At 59.9% G+C, this 17,571-nt stretch carries 14 protein-coding genes; all 14 read left to right on the top strand.

The genetic code is table 11. From position 1 onward, the window contains the following. Positions 1–9: 9 nt before the first annotated feature. A complete protein-coding gene (gene uppS, locus QU606_RS09690) occupies positions 10–765 on the top strand; it encodes a polyprenyl diphosphate synthase (protein ID WP_024073827.1) in 756 nt (251 codons plus the stop codon). Next, entirely contained in the window at positions 766–1,572 is an 807-nt protein-coding gene (locus QU606_RS09685; RefSeq protein ID WP_024073828.1) for a phosphatidate cytidylyltransferase, read from the top strand. It begins immediately after the preceding gene. Continuing rightward, positions 1,569–2,759 (top strand): 1-deoxy-D-xylulose-5-phosphate reductoisomerase, encoded by a 1,191-nt coding sequence (gene ispC / locus QU606_RS09680; RefSeq protein WP_024073829.1) that lies wholly within the window; start codon positions 1,569–1,571, stop codon positions 2,757–2,759. The genes QU606_RS09685 and ispC overlap by 4 nt, the downstream gene beginning before the upstream one ends. A 53-nt stretch (positions 2,760–2,812) precedes the next feature. Further along, on the top strand, positions 2,813–4,165 hold the full coding sequence (gene rseP, locus QU606_RS09675) for a sigma E protease regulator RseP (RefSeq protein WP_024073830.1): 1,353 nt from the start codon (positions 2,813–2,815) through the stop codon (positions 4,163–4,165). 74 nt (positions 4,166–4,239) lie between these two features. Further along, positions 4,240–6,627, top strand: coding sequence for an outer membrane protein assembly factor BamA (bamA, locus tag QU606_RS09670; RefSeq protein WP_024073831.1), 2,388 nt, complete (start codon positions 4,240–4,242; stop codon positions 6,625–6,627). A gap of 45 nt (positions 6,628–6,672) precedes the next feature. Further along, complete coding sequence (locus QU606_RS09665) at positions 6,673–7,176, top strand: OmpH family outer membrane protein (RefSeq protein WP_003219314.1); 504 nt, start codon at positions 6,673–6,675, stop codon at positions 7,174–7,176. Positions 7,177–7,179: 3 nt separating this feature from the next. Beyond that, on the top strand, positions 7,180–8,235 hold the full coding sequence (gene lpxD, locus QU606_RS09660; protein WP_304998344.1) for a UDP-3-O-(3-hydroxymyristoyl)glucosamine N-acyltransferase: 1,056 nt from the start codon (positions 7,180–7,182) through the stop codon (positions 8,233–8,235). Between the two features lie 111 nt (positions 8,236–8,346). Next, positions 8,347–8,787: a 3-hydroxyacyl-ACP dehydratase FabZ gene (gene fabZ / locus QU606_RS09655; RefSeq protein ID WP_016976866.1), complete on the top strand. Its 441-nt coding sequence runs from the start codon at positions 8,347–8,349 to the stop codon at positions 8,785–8,787. Next, entirely contained in the window at positions 8,784–9,560 is a 777-nt protein-coding gene (lpxA, locus tag QU606_RS09650) for an acyl-ACP--UDP-N-acetylglucosamine O-acyltransferase (RefSeq protein ID WP_024073833.1), read from the top strand. The genes fabZ and lpxA overlap by 4 nt, the downstream gene beginning before the upstream one ends. Before the next feature lie 2 nt (positions 9,561–9,562). Beyond that, positions 9,563–10,702 (top strand): lipid-A-disaccharide synthase, encoded by a 1,140-nt coding sequence (lpxB, locus tag QU606_RS09645; RefSeq protein ID WP_024073834.1) that lies wholly within the window; start codon positions 9,563–9,565, stop codon positions 10,700–10,702. Beyond that, the gene (gene rnhB, locus QU606_RS09640) at positions 10,699–11,331 is read left to right on the top strand and encodes a ribonuclease HII (protein ID WP_304998343.1); all 633 of its coding nucleotides are present in this window, start codon (positions 10,699–10,701) and stop codon (positions 11,329–11,331) included. Before lpxB ends, rnhB begins: the two co-directional genes overlap by 4 nt. Before the next feature lie 77 nt (positions 11,332–11,408). After that, positions 11,409–14,930: a DNA polymerase III subunit alpha gene (gene dnaE / locus QU606_RS09635; RefSeq protein ID WP_069075391.1), complete on the top strand. Its 3,522-nt coding sequence runs from the start codon at positions 11,409–11,411 to the stop codon at positions 14,928–14,930. Between the two features lie 148 nt (positions 14,931–15,078). Continuing rightward, positions 15,079–16,026, top strand: coding sequence for an acetyl-CoA carboxylase carboxyl transferase subunit alpha (accA, locus tag QU606_RS09630; RefSeq protein ID WP_024073837.1), 948 nt, complete (start codon positions 15,079–15,081; stop codon positions 16,024–16,026). A 164-nt stretch (positions 16,027–16,190) separates the two neighbouring features. Next, positions 16,191–17,510, top strand: coding sequence for a tRNA lysidine(34) synthetase TilS (gene tilS / locus QU606_RS09625; RefSeq protein ID WP_304998342.1), 1,320 nt, complete (start codon positions 16,191–16,193; stop codon positions 17,508–17,510). Positions 17,511–17,571: the final 61 nt, after the last annotated feature.

Below are 17,571 nucleotides of genomic sequence, written 5' to 3'. Positions count from 1 at the left end.
GACGCCTTCATGGAAAAGACCAAGCAGACTGTGCCCTCTGTGGTGCCGCGCCATGTCGCGATCATCATGGATGGGAATAATCGCTGGGCGAAGAAACGCTTTCTGCCTGGTGTCGCCGGGCATAAAGCGGGTGTCGATGCGGTGCGGGCGGTGATTGAGGTGTGTGCCGAGGCCAAGGTCGAAGTGTTGACCCTGTTCGCCTTCTCCAGTGAAAACTGGCAGCGGCCTGCCGAGGAAGTCAGTGCCCTGATGGACCTGTTCTTCAAGGCCTTGCGTCGTGAGGCCAAGCGTCTCAACGACAATAAAATCAGCCTGCGCATCATCGGTGATCGTTCGCGATTCCATCCGGATTTGCAGGCCGCCATGCGCGAAGCCGAGGCGATCACAGCTGGCAGCGACCGCTTTGTACTGCAGATCGCCGCCAACTATGGCGGCCAGTGGGATATCGCCCAGGCTGCGCAGCGGCTGGCTCGCGAAGTGCAGGCCGGCCATCTGCGCCCGGACGACATCACGCCCGAACTGTTGCAAACCTGTCTGGTGACCGGCGACCTGCCGTTGCCGGACCTGTGTATCCGCACCGGTGGTGAGCACCGCATCAGTAACTTTCTATTGTGGCAATTGGCCTACACCGAGTTGTACTTCTCCGACCTGTTCTGGCCGGACTTCAAACACGATGCCATGCGTAAAGCGCTGGCCGATTTCGCTTCCCGTCAGCGTCGCTTCGGTAAAACGAGCGAGCAGATCGAAGCTGGAGCCCGGGTTTAAATGCTTAAACAACGAATCATCACAGCACTGATCCTGCTGCCGATTGCCTTGTGTGGATTTTTCCTGCTCGACGGTTCCGGCTTTGCGCTGTTTATTGGCCTGGTTGTAATCCTCGGGGCCTGGGAATGGGCGCGCCTGGCAGGGTTCAGTACGCAGTTGCCACGCCTGGTCTATGCGGCGGTGGTAGCGCTGTTGCTGTTCCTGATGTACATCCTGCCGGACATCGCGCCCTGGGTATTGGGGGCGGCGGTGTTGTGGTGGGCGCTGGCGACGTTCCTGGTGCTGACCTATCCGCGCACCAGTGCCCAGTGGTCCAGTGTCGCCTGCAAATTGGTGATTGGCTTGCTGATCCTGCTGCCGGCCTGGCAAGGGCTGGTGGAGATCAAGCGCTACCCGATTGGTAATGAGCTGATCCTCGCGGTAATGGTGCTGGTCTGGGGGGCTGATATTGGCGCCTACTTTTCCGGCCGGGCCTTTGGCAAGCGCAAGCTGGCACCCGCCGTCAGCCCGGGCAAAAGCTGGGAAGGCGTGTATGGCGGCCTGGCGTTGACACTGGTGATCACGCTTGTTGTTGGTGTCGTGCGCGAATGGTCGATGAAGGAAGTCTTCCTGGCCCTGCTGGGTACGGCCATTGTCGTATTCATCTCGGTGGTGGGTGACCTCACTGAAAGCATGTTCAAGCGCCAGGCCGGGATCAAGGACAGCAGCAACCTGCTGCCGGGTCATGGTGGCGTGCTGGATCGCATCGACAGCCTCACGGCCGCGATCCCGATCTTTGCCGTGCTGTTGTGGATGAGCGCCTCGTGAGCCGCCTGCAACAGGTCACCGTGCTGGGCGCGACCGGTTCGGTAGGGTTGAGCGCCCTGGACGTGATTGCTCGTCACCCGGAACGCTATCAAGTCTTCGCGCTGACCGGCTTCAGCCGCTTGAGTGAGTTGCTGGCCCTGTGCGTGCGCCATGCGCCGCGCTTTGCCGTCGTACCCGAGGCTACGGCTGCGCGGGGTTTGCAGGATGATCTGCGCGCCGCGGGTTTGGCTACCCAGGTGCTGGTGGGGGAGGAAGGTTTGTGCCAGGTCTCGGCCGATGCCGAGGTGGATACCGTTGTCGCTGCTATCGTCGGTGCTGCTGGCTTGCGCCCGACCCTGGCGGCTGTCGACGCCGGCAAGAAGATCCTGCTGGCTAATAAAGAAGCGCTGGTGATGTCCGGCGCATTGTTTATGCAAGCGGTGCGTAAGAGCGGGGCGGTGCTGCTGCCCCTCGACAGTGAGCACAACGCGATCTTCCAATGCATGCCGGGCGACTTTGCTCGCGGCTTGAGCCAGGTCGGCGTGCGTCGGATCTTGCTGACGGCCTCGGGTGGTCCTTTCCGGCAGACGCCGTTGACTGAGCTGGAGCATGTCTCTCCGGACCAGGCTTGCGCCCATCCGAACTGGTCCATGGGGCGCAAAATTTCCGTCGACTCGGCGAGCATGATGAACAAAGGCCTGGAGTTGATCGAGGCATGCTGGCTGTTCGACGCGCGGCCTGAGCAGGTCGAGGTGGTGATTCACCCGCAAAGTGTGATTCATTCCCTGGTCGACTACGTGGACGGTTCGGTATTGGCGCAGTTGGGCAACCCCGATATGCGTACGCCGATCGCCAACGCCCTGGCTTGGCCGGAGCGTATCGACTCGGGTGTCGCGCCTCTGGACCTGTTCGCTATTGCCCGCCTGGACTTCGAGGCGCCGGACGAGCAGCGCTTTCCCTGCCTGCGTTTGGCGCGGCTGGCGGCCGAGGCGGGTAACAGCGCACCGGCAATGCTCAATGCGGCCAATGAAGTTGCGGTGGCGGCGTTTCTCGAACGGCGCATCCGCTTTCCGCAGATCGCGAGTATCATCGAGGATGTTCTAAGTCTTGAACCCGTGGTGGCAGTGAATGATTTGGGGGCAGTGTTCGAGGCGGATACCAAGGCCCGGACCCTGGCCGAACAATGGTTGAACCGCAACGCGCGTTAGTCTTTGGGCGCGTTTTAGCCTTCAGGCACTGGATTGGAATGCGGAGAAATTAGATGAGTGCGCTTTACATGATTGTCGGCACCCTGGTTGCTCTGGGTGTGCTGGTTACCTTCCACGAATTCGGCCACTTCTGGGTGGCGCGTCGTTGCGGCGTCAAGGTACTGCGCTTTTCCGTTGGTTTCGGCATGCCGCTGCTGCGCTGGCACGACCGCCGTGGCACCGAATTCGTGATTGCGGCGATCCCCCTGGGTGGCTACGTCAAGATGCTCGATGAGCGCGAAGGCGAAGTGCCGGCGGATCAGCTCGATCAATCCTTCAATCGCAAGACGGTTCGTCAGCGTATTGCGATTGTCGCTGCTGGCCCGATCGCCAATTTCCTGCTGGCCATGGTGTTCTTCTGGGTCCTGGCCATGCTCGGTAGCGAGCAGATTCGCCCGGTCATCGGTGCGGTTGAGTCGGACAGCATCGCCGCCAAGGCTGGATTGGTCGCCGGGCAGGAAATAGTTTCCATTGATGGCGAGCCGACCACTGGTTGGGGTGCGGTCAATTTGCAGCTGGTGCGTCGCTTGGGTGAGAGCGGCACCGTCAAGGTGGTGGTACGCGAGCAGGATTCCACTGCCGAGTCCCCGCGTGAGCTGGCCCTGGACCATTGGCTCAAGGGGGCCGACGAGCCGGATCCGATCAAGTCCCTGGGGATTCGACCCTGGCGCCCGGCCTTGCCGCCGGTCCTGGCCGAGCTGGACCCGAAAGGTCCCGCCCAGGCCGCAGGTCTGAAAACCGGTGATCGCCTGTTGGCCCTTGATGGTCAGGCGCTGGGCGAATGGCAGCAAGTGGTCGACCTGGTGCGTGTACGCCCTGATACCAAAATTGTGCTGAAAATTGAGCGCGATGGTGCTCAAATCGACGTCCCTGTCACCCTGGCGGTGCGGGGCGAAGCCAAGGCGGCCGGGGGTTACCTCGGTGCCGGCGTGAAAAGTCCGGACTGGCCGCCATCGATGGTGCGCGAGGTCAGTTTCGGGCCAGTGGCCGCGATTGGCGAGGGTGCAAAACGTACTTGGACCATGAGTGTGCTGACCCTCGAGTCCCTCAAGAAAATGTTGTTCGGCGAGCTCTCGGTAAAAAACTTGAGTGGGCCGATAACCATTGCTAAAGTGGCGGGCGCTTCTGCCCAGTCGGGTGTCGCGGATTTCCTGAATTTCCTGGCTTATCTGAGTATTAGTCTTGGGGTTCTGAATTTGCTGCCCATTCCGGTATTGGATGGGGGGCATCTGTTGTTTTATCTGGTCGAGTGGGCGCGTGGTCGCCCCTTGTCGGATCGGGTGCAGGGTTGGGGGATACAGATTGGTATCAGTTTGGTGGTCGGGGTGATGTTGTTAGCCTTGGTCAACGATCTGGGACGTCTGTAACGCTTCGCTGAATTGCGAATCTGCCGCATTTTGCGGCAGTTTGTTTATTGCCAGTTGGAATAAGAAAGGACTTCATGAAACGTCTGCTGCTAACTGCGGTTCTCACCGTATTGATGATCGCCGAAGTTCACGCCGAGTCCTTCACCATCTCCGATATTCGCGTCAACGGCCTCCAGCGGGTTTCCGCGGGTAGCGTCTTTGGTGCCTTGCCGTTGAACGTCGGGGAACAGGCTGATGACCGTCGCCTGGTGGAATCCACTCGTGCGCTGTTCAAAACCGGGTTCTTTCAAGACATCCAACTGGGTCGCGAAGGCAACGTCCTGGTCATCACCGTCGTCGAGCGACCCTCCGTCGCCAGTATCGAGATCGAAGGCAACAAGGCGATCTCCACTGAAGACCTGATGAAGGGCCTCAAGCAATCCGGCCTGGCCGAGGGCGAGATCTTCCAGCGCGCGACGCTTGAAGGTGTGCGTAACGAGCTGCAACGCCAGTACGTTGCCCAGGGTCGCTACTCCGCAACCGTTGAAACCGAAGTGATCCCGCAGCCTCGTAACCGTGTGGGCCTGAAGGTCAACATCAACGAAGGCACCGTGGCGGCCATTCAGCACATCAACGTGGTGGGTAACACCAAGTTCGCTGATGAAGACCTGATCGACCTGTTCGAACTCAAGACCACCAACTGGTTGTCGTTCTTCAAGAACGACGACAAGTACGCTCGTGAAAAACTCTCCGGTGACCTGGAACGCCTGCGCTCCTACTACCTGGACCGCGGCTATATCAACATGGATATCGCTTCGACCCAGGTGTCCATCACCCCGGACAAGAAGCACGTCTACATCACAGTCAACGTCAACGAAGGCGAGAAGTACAAGGTTCGTGACGTCAAGCTCAGCGGCGACTTGAAAGTGCCTGAAGACCAGGTCAAGGCGCTGTTGCTGGTGCAGAAGGACCAGGTGTTCTCGCGCAAGCTGATGACCACCACCTCCGAGCTGATCACCCGTCGCCTGGGTAACGAAGGCTATACCTTCGCCAACGTCAACGGTGTACCGACCCCGCACGATGATGACCACACCGTGGATATCACCTTCGTGGTCGACCCGGGCAAGCGTGCCTATGTGAACCGCATCAACTTCCGTGGCAATACCAAGTCAGCGGACGAAGTGCTGCGTCGTGAAATGCGCCAGATGGAAGGTGGCTGGGCGTCGACTTACCTGATCGACCAGTCCAAGACCCGTCTTGAGCGCCTGGGCTTCTTCAAGGAAGTGAACGTTGAAACCCCGGCCGTACCGGGTGTAGACGACCAGGTTGACGTGAACTACGCCGTAGAGGAACAAGCATCGGGCTCGATTACCGCCAGTGTCGGTTTTGCTCAGAGTGCCGGTCTGATCCTGGGCGGTTCGATCACCCAGAACAACTTCCTCGGTACCGGTAACAAGGTTTCCATTGGCCTGACCCGAAGCGAATACCAGAGCCGCTATAACTTCGGTTATGTCGACCCCTACTGGACAGCTGACGGTGTGAGCCTGGGCTACAACGCCTTCTATCGCACCACCGACTACAAAGACCTCGACGTTAACGTAGCAAGCTATGCGATCGACAGCCTGGGGGCGGGTGTCAACATCGGCTACCCGATCAGCGAGACCTCGCGCCTGACCTTCGGCCTTACCGCGCAGCAGGATGAGATCAAGACCGGTGTGTACACCGTGGATGAGATCTTTGACTTTACCCGTCGTGAAGGCGATAAGTTCCTGAACTTCAAGGCCTCTGCCGGCTGGTCCGAGTCGACCCTGAACAAAGGTGTACTGGCAACCCGAGGTCACTCCCAGAGCCTGACCCTGGAAACCACTACGCCTGGCAGCGACCTCTCGTTTTTCAAGCTCGACTACCGTGGCCAGTTGTTCCAGCCGCTGAGCGATAACTACACCATGCGCCTGCACACTGAGCTGGGTTATGGCGACGGCTATGGTTCGACCAACGGCCTGCCGTTCTATGAGAACTACTATGCCGGTGGTTTCAACTCGGTGCGTGGCTTCAAGGACAGCACACTGGGCCCGCGTGGTACCCCGAGCCGTGGCGCTGCCGTGACCGGTAACACCGGAACCGTGGCGGACACCGATACTAGTGCGCTGCCATTCGGTGGTAACGTGTTGATCCAGGGTGGTGCGGAAATTCTCTTCCCTCTGCCGTTCGTCAAAGATCAGCGGTCCCTGCGTACTTCGGTTTTCTGGGATGTGGGTAACGTGTTCGATTCCAAGTGCGAGCAGGTCACCAACCCAACGGGCGTGAAGTCCAACACCCAATGTAACGATGTGAGCCTGAGTAACATGGCGAGCTCCGTGGGTGTCGGCGTGACATGGGTGACTGCGCTTGGTCCGTTGAGCTTTGCTCTGGCCATGCCGATCAAGAAACCGGATAACGCTGAAACCCAGATTTTCCAATTCTCCCTCGGCCAGACGTTCTAAGCGTCTGACCCAAGATAACGACAACGGATTCTGTAGGAGTACATCGTGCGTAAGTTGACTCAATTGGTTCTGCTGGCAACTGTGCTGGTAGCCACCCCGGCCTTCGCCGAAATGAAAATTGCCGTCCTGAACTATCAGATGGCCCTCCTGGAATCCGATGCGGCCAAGAAGTACGCAGTGGATGCAGAGAAAAAATTCGGTCCGCAACTGACCAAGCTGAAAACGCTGGAAAGCAGCGCCAAGGGCATCCAGGATCGTCTGGTAGCCGGCGGTGACAAAATGCAGCAAGGCGAGCGCGAGCGTCTGGAGCTTGAATTCAAGCAAAAGGCTCGTGACTACCAGTTCCAGTCCAAGGAGCTGAACGAAGCCAAGGCTGTTGCCGACCGCGAAATGCTCAAGCAGCTCAAGCCCAAGCTCGACAGCGCCGTGGAAGAAGTTATCAAGAAAGGTGCCTTTGACCTGGTGTTCGAGCGTGGCGCCGTGATTGACGTCAAGCCTCAATACGACATCACCCGCCAGGTGATCGAGCGCATGAATCAGCTGAAGTAAGCCATGACCGCGACTATCAAGCTCGGCGAGTTGGCCGAGTTCCTGGGAGCTACCTTGCGTGGCTCCCCGGAGAAAGAAATCACTGGGCTAGCCACCTTGCAGGAGGCTGGCCCAGCTCAGTTGAGCTTCCTCGCAAATCCCCAATACCGTAAATACCTGGTCGACTGCCAGGCCGCAGCCGTGTTGCTGAAGGCCGCTGACGCCGAGGGTTATGCCGGGGATGCGCTGGTAGTAGCCGACCCATACCTGTCGTACGCGAAAGCATCGCATCTGTTCGATCCGAAGCCCAAGGCCGCTGGCGGTATCCATCCGTCGGCGGTGATCGCCGATGATGCCCAAGTCGACCCTGCCGCCAGTATTGGCGCGTTTGCAGTGATCGAGAGTGGTGCACGCATCGCTGCCGGTGTGACGGTCGGCGCACACTGCTTTATCGGTGCACGCTGCGAAATCGGCGCCGATGGCTGGTTGGCTCCGCGCGTTACCCTGTACCACGATGTGCGTATCGGGCGGCGCGTAGTGATCCAGTCGGGCGCCGTGATCGGTGGCGAAGGTTTTGGTTTTGCCAACGCCAAAGGTGTCTGGCACAAGATTGCCCAGGTTGGCGGTGTATTGATTGGCGATGACGTGGAAATCGGCGTCAACACGGCTGTCGATCGCGGGGCCCTGGCCGATACCGTGATCGGTAACGGCGTGAAGCTCGACAACCAGATCCAGATTGCCCACAACGTGCAGATTGGCGATCACACCGCCATGGCAGCCTGCGTGGGGATTTCCGGCAGCACCAAGATCGGCAAGCATTGCATGCTCGCTGGCGGTGTAGGGCTGGTAGGGCATATCGATATTTGCGACAACGTCTTCATCACCGGCATGACCATGGTCACCCACTCGATTACCGAGCCCGGTGCCTATTCTTCCGGAACTGCCATGCAGCCTGCGGCTGAATGGCGCAAGAGTGCAGCACGTTTGAGGCAGCTCGACGACATGGCTCGACGCCTCAAGCAGCTGGAAAAGCGTGTTGGGGACGTGACCCCTGGCGGTAATGCTTCATCAGAAGGCTGATACCATTTCCATATCAAGTGTGCACAGCCGCTAGACTGCCTCCTTGATTTGCTAGCGGGGCGTGCGTTTAGTTCGCTCGCCCCCAATCTTTATTACAGGCTTCCCCCCGAAATGATGGACATCAACGAGATTCGCGAATACCTGCCTCACCGTTACCCGTTCCTGCTGGTGGACCGTGTAGTGGACCTGAACATTGAGGAAAAGCGCATTCGTGCCTACAAGAATGTCAGCATCAACGAACCATTCTTCAATGGTCACTTTCCCGCGCATCCGATCATGCCCGGCGTGTTGATCATCGAAGCAATGGCCCAGGCTGCCGGTATCCTTGGTTTTAAAATGCTCGACCTCAAGCCTGCCGACGGCACGCTTTACTATTTCGTGGGCTCCGACAAGTTGCGTTTCCGCAACCCCGTCACCCCGGGTGACCAGCTGATCCTGGAAGCCAAGTTCATCAGCTGCAAGCGCCAGATCTGGAAGTTCGAATGCCAGGCCTCGGTGGATGGCAAGCCGGTGTGCTCCGCAGAGATCATCTGTGCGGAACGCAAACTATGAGTTTGATTGACCCTCGCGCAATCATCGATCCGTCGGCCGTTCTGGCCGCCGACGTTGAGGTCGGCCCCTGGTCGATCATCGGCGCAGGTGTGGAAATCGGCGAGGGGACTGTCATCGGGCCGCACGTGATCCTCAAAGGTCCGACCCGCATTGGCAAACACAATCGCATCTACCAGTTCTCCTCGGTAGGCGAAGACACCCCGGACATGAAGTACAAAGGTGAAGAGACGCGCCTGGTAATCGGTGATCACAACATCATCCGTGAAGGCGTGACCATTCACCGTGGCACCGTGCAGGATCGTGCCGAAACCACGCTGGGTGATCACAACCTGGTCATGGCCTATGCCCACATCGGCCATGACAGCGTTATCGGCAACCACTGCATCCTGGTCAACAACACTGCGTTGGCGGGCCATGTGCATGTTGATGACTGGGCGATCCTGTCCGGCTTCACCCTGGTGCATCAGTACTGCCATATCGGCGCCCACAGCTTTTCCGGCATGGGCACTGCCATCGGCAAGGACGTCCCGGCATTCGTCACGGTCTTCGGCAACCCGGCCGAAGCCCGCAGCATGAACTTCGAAGGCATGCGCCGTCGTGGTTTCAGCGAGGAGGCGATCCACGCCCTGCGCCGCGCCTACAAGGTGGTTTACCGCCAGGGGTTGACGGTCGAACAGGCCTTGAATGAACTGACCGAGCCGGCTGCGTTATTCCCGGAAGTCGCGGTGTTCCGGGACTCGATCCAGGCGTCGACTCGCGGCATTACCCGCTGATCATGGCCAATCTGCGTATTGCGTTGGTCGCCGGAGAAGCTTCCGGCGACATCCTGGGTGCGGGCCTTATGCGGGCGTTGAAGGCCCAGCATCCGGCGGTGGAGTTCATCGGTGTGGGAGGCCCGCTGATGCAGGCCGAAGGGCTCACGTCATACTTCCCCATGGAGCGCCTGTCGGTCATGGGGCTGGTGGAAGTGCTGGGCCGTCTGCGCGAGCTGCTGGCTCGACGCAAGCTGCTGATTCAGACGCTGATCGAAGAAAAGCCCGACGTCTTTATCGGTATCGATGCGCCGGACTTCACCCTCAATATCGAACTCAAGCTGCGTCAGGCCGGGATCAAGACCGTGCATTACGTCAGTCCGTCGGTGTGGGCGTGGCGGCAGAAACGTGTACTGAAGATCCGTGAAGGCTGCGACCTGATGTTGACCTTGCTACCGTTCGAAGCCAGGTTCTACGAAGAGAAGGGCGTGCCGGTACGGTTTGTTGGCCACACGTTGGCCGATACCATCCCCCTGCAGGCAGATCGCGCCGCAGCGCGTGCCGAACTGGGCTTGGCCGACGGTCCGCTCGTTGCCTTGATGCCCGGCAGTCGCGGTGGCGAAGTCGGTCGCCTGGCCAGTGTGTTTTTCGATGCGGCCGAGCGCCTTCAGGCACTGAAGCCTGGCATACGCTTCGTATTGCCGTGTGCCAGCCCGCAACGTCGTGCGCAGATCGAAACACTGCTGGAGGGGCGCAACCTGCCGCTGACGCTGCTTGACGGCCAGTCGCACCTGGCCCTTGCGGCGTGTGACGCGGTGCTGATTGCCTCGGGCACCGCGACCCTGGAAGCCTTGCTCTACAAGCGTCCGATGGTCGTGGCCTATCGCCTGGCGCCGCTGACCTATTGGATTCTCAAGCGCATGGTCAAGAGCCCCTATATCTCCTTGCCCAACCTCCTGGCCCAGCGCCTGTTGGTGCCGGAGTTGTTGCAGGACGATGCAACGCCCGAGGCGTTGGCACAAACGCTACTACCCTTGATCGACGGCGGCGAAGAGCAGACCCGTGGTTTCGATGACATCCACCGCACCCTGCGCCGTGATGCTTCGAACCAGGCGGCTGATGCCGTGCTGACCTTGATTGGCCAACAACAGGAAGCCTTATGAGCACGCAAATGGGCCTGGATTTCAGTCTGGTTGCCGAAGCCCATGCGCTGGTGGCTGGCGTTGATGAAGTCGGGCGTGGCCCGCTGTGTGGCGCGGTGGTCACCGCGGCGGTGATCCTAGATCCGAGTCGCCCGATCCTGGGTCTCAACGATTCGAAAAAGCTCACCGAAGCGCGCCGTGAAAAACTCTACGACGAGATCTGTGAAAAAGCCTTGAGCTGGCATATTGCCCGGGCCGAAGTCGAAGAGATCGACGAACTGAATATCCTCCACGCCACCATGCTGGCCATGCAGCGCGCTGTCGAGGGCCTGCATATCACGCCCAAACTGGCGATGATCGACGGCAACCACTGCCCGAAACTGGCGATGCCGGCCGAAGCGGTGGTCAAGGGGGATAGCAAGGTGCCGGCGATTGCCGCAGCTTCGATCCTGGCCAAGGTCAGCCGCGACCGTGAAATGGCCGCGTTCGAATTGATCTACCCCGGTTATGGCATCGGTGGTCATAAAGGCTACCCGACCCCCGTTCATCTGGAAGCCCTGGCTCGCCTCGGTCCCACCCCGATCCACCGGCGCTCGTTCGCCCCGGTGCGCCAGGCCTACGAGCTGCGCGAGAGCCCCAGCGAGGTTTAGTCGCGAGGCTGATGTTTTTGCCCAGGCCCGGTACAATCCCGGGCCTTGTTGTTTCTAAGTTTCTGGACAGGATCACTATGCCGGCTTCATTCGTTCACCTGCGCCTGCACACTGAATACTCCCTGGTCGACGGCCTGGTACGGATCAAACCCCTGGTCAAAACCCTGGTGGGCATGAATATGCCCGCGGTGGCGGTTACCGATCAGAACAACATGTGCTCCCTGGTCAAGTTCTACAAGAACGCCATGGGCGCTGGTATCAAGCCGATCTGCGGCGCCGACCTGTGGCTGTCCAACAAAGACCCGGATAACCCCCTGAGCCGCATCAGCCTGTTGGCGATGAATGGCGTGGGTTATCGCAACCTCACCGAATTGATCTCCCGCGGCTTTATCGACGGTCAGCGCAACGGCTCGATCATCATCGAGCGTGAGTGGGTAGCCGAAGCCAGCGAGGGCTTGATCATGCTCTCGGCGGCCAAAGAGGGCGAAATCGGTATTGCGCTGCTTGGCGGCAACCCGCAGGAAGCTGAAGTGCTGGCCCGCGAGTGGATGGCTGTCTTCCCCGACCGTTTCTACCTGGAAGTCCAGCGTACCAACCGCCCCAACGATGAAGAGCATCTGCACGCCGCCGTGGCGCTGGCCGACAAGCTGGGGGCACCGTTGGTGGCGACCAACGATGTGCGCTTTATCAAGAAGGAAGATTTCGAAGCCCACGAAACCCGTGTGTGCATCGGTGAAGGCCGGGCCCTGGATGACCCACGTCGCTCGAAGAACTACAGCGAAGAGCAGTACCTCAAGAGCGCCGAGGAAATGGCCGAGCTGTTCAGCGACCTGCCCGAGGCCCTGGAAAACTCCGTCGAGATTGCCAAGCGCTGCAATATCGAGGTGAAGCTGGGCAAGCACTTCCTGCCCAACTTCCCGATTCCCGATGGCATGACCATCGACGAATACTTCCGCAAAGTCTCGTTCGATGGGCTTGAGGAGCGGCTCTCGGTCCTGTTGCCCAAGGACACCACCGAAGATTACGAAGCCAAGCGCCAGGTCTACGTCGACCGCCTGAATTTCGAGCTGGATATCATCATCCAGATGGGGTTCCCCGGTTACTTCCTGATCGTGATGGACTTTATCCAGTGGGCCAAGAACAACGGCGTGCCGGTAGGTCCGGGCCGGGGGTCAGGTGCCGGCTCGCTGGTGGCTTATGTGCAGAAGATCACCGACCTCGATCCGTTGGAGTATGACCTGCTGTTCGAGCGGTTCCTCAACCCGGAACGGGTCTCCATGCCCGACTTCGACGTCGACTTCTGCATGGACGGTCGCGACCGTGTGATCGAGTACGTGGCCGAAAAATACGGCCGCAACGCGGTCAGCCAGATCATCACCTTCGGTTCGATGGCCGCCAAGGCGGTAATCCGCGACGTTGCGCGGGTACAGGGCAAGTCCTACGGCCTGGCGGATCGCCTGTCCAAGATGATCCCGTTCGAAGTCGGCATGACCCTGGAAAAAGCCTACGAACAGGAAGAAATCCTGCGCGACTTCATCAAGGTCGATGAAGAGGCTGCCGAAATCTGGGAAATGGCGCGCAAGCTCGAAGGCGTCGTCCGTAACGTCGGTAAGCACGCCGGTGGCGTGGTGATCGCACCGACCAAGCTGACCGACTTTTCGCCGATCTATTGCGATGAAGAAGGCGGCGGCCTGGTCACCCAGTTCGACAAGGACGACGTCGAGGCTGCCGGCCTGGTGAAGTTCGACTTCCTCGGCCTGCGAACCCTGACGATCATCGACTGGGCGCTCAAGACCATCAACCGTGACCGTGCCAAGGTCGGTGAAGAACCGCTGGATATCGCGTTTATCCCGCTGGACGACAAACCGACCTATTCGCTGCTGCAAAAAGCCGAAACCACGGCGGTATTCCAGCTGGAATCCCGTGGCATGAAGGAGCTGATCAAAAAGCTCAAGCCCGACTGCCTGGAAGACTTGATCGCACTGGTCGCCCTGTTCCGTCCGGGCCCGCTGCAATCGGGCATGGTGGACGACTTCATCAACCGTAAGCACGGTCGCGCCGAACTGGCCTACCCGCACTCCGACTACCAGTACGAAGGCCTCAAGCCGGTATTGGCGCCGACGTACGGCATCATCCTGTATCAGGAACAGGTGATGCAGATCGCCCAGGTGATGGCCGGCTACACCCTGGGTGGTGCGGACATGCTGCGTCGCGCCATGGGTAAGAAAAAACCCGAGGAAATGGCCAAGCAGCGCGGTGGTTTCATTGAAGGTTGCGCCACCAACAATATCGACGCGGACCTGGCCGGTAACATCTTCGACCTGGTGGAAAAATTCGCCGGTTACGGTTTTAACAAATCCCACTCCGCCGCCTACGGCCTGGTCTCATACCAGACCGCCTGGCTGAAAGCCCACTACCCGGCGCCCTTCATGGCGGCGGTACTCTCGGCGGATATGCACAACACCGACAAGGTCGTGACCTTGATCGAGGAAGTGCGCACCATGAAGCTGCGTCTCGACGCGCCGGACGTGAACGCCTCGGAGTTCAAGTTCACGGTCAACGACGAGGGCCGTATCATCTATGGCCTGGGCGCGATCAAGGGCGTCGGCGAAGGCCCGGTGGAAGCCATTACCGAAGCGCGCCAAGACGGCCCGTTCAAGGACCTGTTCGACTTCTGTGCCCGGGTCGACCTCAAGCGCATCAATAAACGTACCCTCGATGGCTTGATCCGCAGCGGCGCACTCGACCGTCTTGGGCCGTACTTCCATGATGAGCCGAAGGCCTACCAGGCCAATATCGACCGTAACCGCGCGGTGCTGTTGACCGCCATGGAAGAAGCGATCAAGGCCGCCGAGCAGACCGCCCGTACCCACGACAGCGGCCACGCCGACCTGTTTGGCGGGCTGTTCGTCGAAGAAGACGCGGATGTCTATGCCAACCATCGCAAGGCCAAGGAGCTGACCCTCAAGGAGCGCCTCAAGGGTGAAAAAGACACCCTGGGCCTGTACTTGACCGGTCACCCGATTGACGAATACGAAGGTGAAATCCGTCGTTTCGCCCGTCAGCGCATCATCGACCTGAAACCGGCGCGCGACACCCAGACCGTCGCCGGCATGATCATCGCGCTGCGCGTGATGAAAAATAAAAAGGGCGACAAGATGGGCTTTATCACCCTCGACGACCGCTCGGGCCGGATTGAAGCGTCGCTGTTTGCCGATGCCTTCCACTCCGCCCAGTCGCTGTTGCAGACCGACGCCATGGTGGTGGTGGAAGGGGAGGTCAGCAACGACGACTTCTCCGGTGGCCTGCGCCTGCGGATCAAGCGGGTGATGAGCATGGAGGATGCGCGCACCAACCTGGCCGAAAGCCTGCGCCTGAAGGTGAAAACCGAGGCTCTCAAGGGCGATCAGCTACGCTGGTTGGGTGACCTGCTAAAACGTCACCGTGGCGCGTGCCCGGTGACCATGGAGTACACCGGTAACGACGCGAAGGCGATGTTGCAGTTCGGCGAGACCTGGCGAATTGATCCCGCTGATGGCTTGATTCAAGCTTTGCGTGACCAGTTTGGGCGAGACAACGTCTTCCTCCAATACCGTTGATGGCTCGGTAGATAGCCAGTTGCTGGCAATGAGCCTGATTGACGAAACATTTAATCTCGACCTAGACGCGCCTCTCCCTTAAGGTAGGGCGCGAATAGATAACCGGCTGGCCAGGCACCCCTTGGCCGTCGACCCAAGACGGACGCTTATGAACCCGAATTTTCTTGATTTCGAACAGCCGATCGCTGACCTGCAAGCCAAGATCGAAGAACTGCGCCTGGTCGGCAATGACAATTCGCTGAATATCGGCGATGAGATCGCTCGCCTGCAAGACAAGAGCAGCACGCTCACCGAAGACATCTTCGGCAAGCTGACCAGCTGGCAGATCGCGCGCCTGGCCCGCCACCCGCGCCGTCCCTACACCCTGGACTACATTCAGCACATCTTTACCGAATTCGACGAGCTGCATGGCGACCGCCATTTCTCCGACGACGCGGCCATCGTGGGCGGTATCGCCCGCCTGGACGGCCAGCCGGTGATGGTGATCGGTCACCAGAAAGGCCGTGAAGTGCGCGAGAAAGTGCGTCGCAACTTCGGTATGCCGCGTCCGGAGGGCTACCGCAAGGCCTGCCGCCTGATGGAAATGGCTGAACGCTTCAAGATGCCGATCCTGACATTCATCGACACCCCGGGTGCCTACCCGGGTATTGACGCTGAAGAGCGCAACCAGAGTGAAGCGATCGCCTGGAACCTGCGGGTCATGGCCCGCCTGAAAACCCCGATCATTGCCACTGTGATTGGTGAAGGCGGTTCCGGCGGTGCGCTGGCCATTGGTGTCTGCGATCAGCTGAACATGCTGCAATATTCGACCTACGCGGTGATCTCGCCAGAAGGTTGCGCGTCGATCCTGTGGAAAACCGCCGAGAAAGCGCCGGACGCCGCTGAAGCGATGGGCATTACCGCTGATCGCCTCAAGGGCCTGGGGATTGTCGACAAAGTGATCGCCGAGCCATTGGGCGGTGCTCACCGTGACCCAGTTGCCGCTGCCGCGACCATCCGCGCCGAGCTGGGCTCGCAACTGGCGATGCTCAAGAAGCTGGATAACGAAGCGCTGCTGGCCCGTCGTTACGAGCGGTTGATGAGCTACGGTCTCTAAGACCGCCGCAATACCAACATGTGGGAGGGGGCTTGCCCCCGATTGCAGAGTGTCAGTCAATGTAGCCAGTGACTGACTCACCGCTATCGGGGGGCAAGCCCTCTCCCACATTTGCTTTGTGTATGCTTGGCGAACGTATTCCAGATCAGAGGCGGTAACCTGTTATGAAACCGGCTCTGCCCGCCAGACTCTTGCAAACCCTGGCGCCCTGGCGCAACGCTCCGGCCTGGCATATCGCATTCTCCGGTGGCCTTGATTCCACTGTCCTGCTGCACCTTTTGGCCACCCTGGCAAAATCCGAAACATTGCCGCCCCTCAACGCTATCCATGTCCACCATGGCCTGCAGGCTGTCGCCGACGCCTGGCCAATTCATTGCCAGTCGGTGTGCGACAGCCTGGGCGTACCCTTGCGGGTCATGCGCGTGCAGGTGCAGTCCGGCGCCAGCCTTGAGCGTGCCGCCCGTGAGGCGCGTTACCAGGCGTTTACCGAGGTGACTGGGGTGGGGGAGGTGGTACTCACCGGCCAACATCGCGATGATCAAGCCGAAACGCTGCTGTTTCGCCTACTGCGCGGCGCGGGGGTGCGAGGGCTTGCCGCAATGCCTGCGCATCGCCCGTTGGCAGGTGGTTATCTGGCGCGGCCATTGCTGGATGTCTCGCGCGCCGAGTTGGAAGCCTATGCCAGTGATCATCAGCTCAAGTGGATTGACGATCCTTCCAACGCCGACCCACGCTTCTCCCGTAATTACCTGCGTCACCGCGTGATCCCAACGCTGACCGAACGTTGGCCTCAAGCCGTCTCCAATCTGGCCCGCACGGCCGAACACCTCAGTGAAGCCCAGGCGTTGCTGGGCGAGTTGGCCTGCATGGACCTGCACGCCGCCGATCAGCCTTCAGCGTTTCCTTGGTTGGTTTTGCCGTCATTGGACCTCGGCCCACTGCGCGAACTTTCCGATGCCCGCCAGCGCAATGCCCTGCGCCACTGGCTGACACCGCTGACGCGCTTGCCAGACAGCGACCACTGGGCAAGTTGGTTCTCTCTGCGAGATGCCAAGGCCGACGCTCAGCCCCTTTGGCGCCTGGCCGACGGTGAATTACACCGTTGCGGCGAGCGCATTTGGTGGCTGCCCTCCACTTGGTCGGATTTTTCCGACGCATCGGTGAGCTGGTCGCTGCCGCAAAACCCGCTGGTGTTACCCGGCAATGGGCGGCTGGAATTTATCGGCAAGGCGCCCGACGGTCCTCTGGAGGTCCGTTATCGCCGCGGCGGTGAAATGCTTGAGGTGCCGGGGCGTGGCCGGCGTGACTTGAAGCGTCTGCTTAACGAAAGCGGGCTGCCAGGCTTTGTCCGTGGCAGATTGCCGCTGCTGTACCAGGGCGAGCAATTGCTGGGTGTGCCCAGCCTCGCGGGGCTCTGGCCAGTACCGAGTGATAGCTGGCAATTGCACTGGATGCCACAGACCTGCGATCAAGGTTTGAGCTGATAGAGCCTTTCCGGTAGACTACGCTCCCTTCTTGATACAACTTCTGTGGATTCGCCTGAAT

The organism is Pseudomonas sp. OVF7, assembly GCF_030644265.1.
GTDB classification, from domain to species: Bacteria; Pseudomonadota; Gammaproteobacteria; order Pseudomonadales; family Pseudomonadaceae; genus Aquipseudomonas; species Aquipseudomonas gorinensis.
The sequence above is the reverse complement of the archived record's forward strand: the minus strand, read 5'-3'. Positions and strand labels throughout refer to the sequence as shown.

What these genes read in the sequence shown, in the direction of transcription:
- uppS (WP_024073827.1), top strand. Translation starts at nt 10, where the DNA reads ATGGAAAAGACCAAGCAGACTGTGCCCTCTGTGGTGCCGCGCCATGTC.
- QU606_RS09685 (WP_024073828.1), top strand. Translation starts at nt 766, where the DNA reads ATGCTTAAACAACGAATCATCACAGCACTGATCCTGCTGCCGATTGCC.
- rseP (WP_024073830.1), top strand. Translation starts at nt 2,813, where the DNA reads ATGAGTGCGCTTTACATGATTGTCGGCACCCTGGTTGCTCTGGGTGTG.
- bamA (WP_024073831.1), top strand. Translation starts at nt 4,240, where the DNA reads ATGAAACGTCTGCTGCTAACTGCGGTTCTCACCGTATTGATGATCGCC.
- lpxD (WP_304998344.1), top strand. Translation starts at nt 7,180, where the DNA reads ATGACCGCGACTATCAAGCTCGGCGAGTTGGCCGAGTTCCTGGGAGCT.
- fabZ (WP_016976866.1), top strand. Translation starts at nt 8,347, where the DNA reads ATGATGGACATCAACGAGATTCGCGAATACCTGCCTCACCGTTACCCG.
- lpxA (WP_024073833.1), top strand. Translation starts at nt 8,784, where the DNA reads ATGAGTTTGATTGACCCTCGCGCAATCATCGATCCGTCGGCCGTTCTG.
- lpxB (WP_024073834.1), top strand. Translation starts at nt 9,563, where the DNA reads ATGGCCAATCTGCGTATTGCGTTGGTCGCCGGAGAAGCTTCCGGCGAC.
- rnhB (WP_304998343.1), top strand. Translation starts at nt 10,699, where the DNA reads ATGAGCACGCAAATGGGCCTGGATTTCAGTCTGGTTGCCGAAGCCCAT.
- dnaE (WP_069075391.1), top strand. Translation starts at nt 11,409, where the DNA reads ATGCCGGCTTCATTCGTTCACCTGCGCCTGCACACTGAATACTCCCTG.
- accA (WP_024073837.1), top strand. Translation starts at nt 15,079, where the DNA reads ATGAACCCGAATTTTCTTGATTTCGAACAGCCGATCGCTGACCTGCAA.
- tilS (WP_304998342.1), top strand. Translation starts at nt 16,191, where the DNA reads ATGAAACCGGCTCTGCCCGCCAGACTCTTGCAAACCCTGGCGCCCTGG.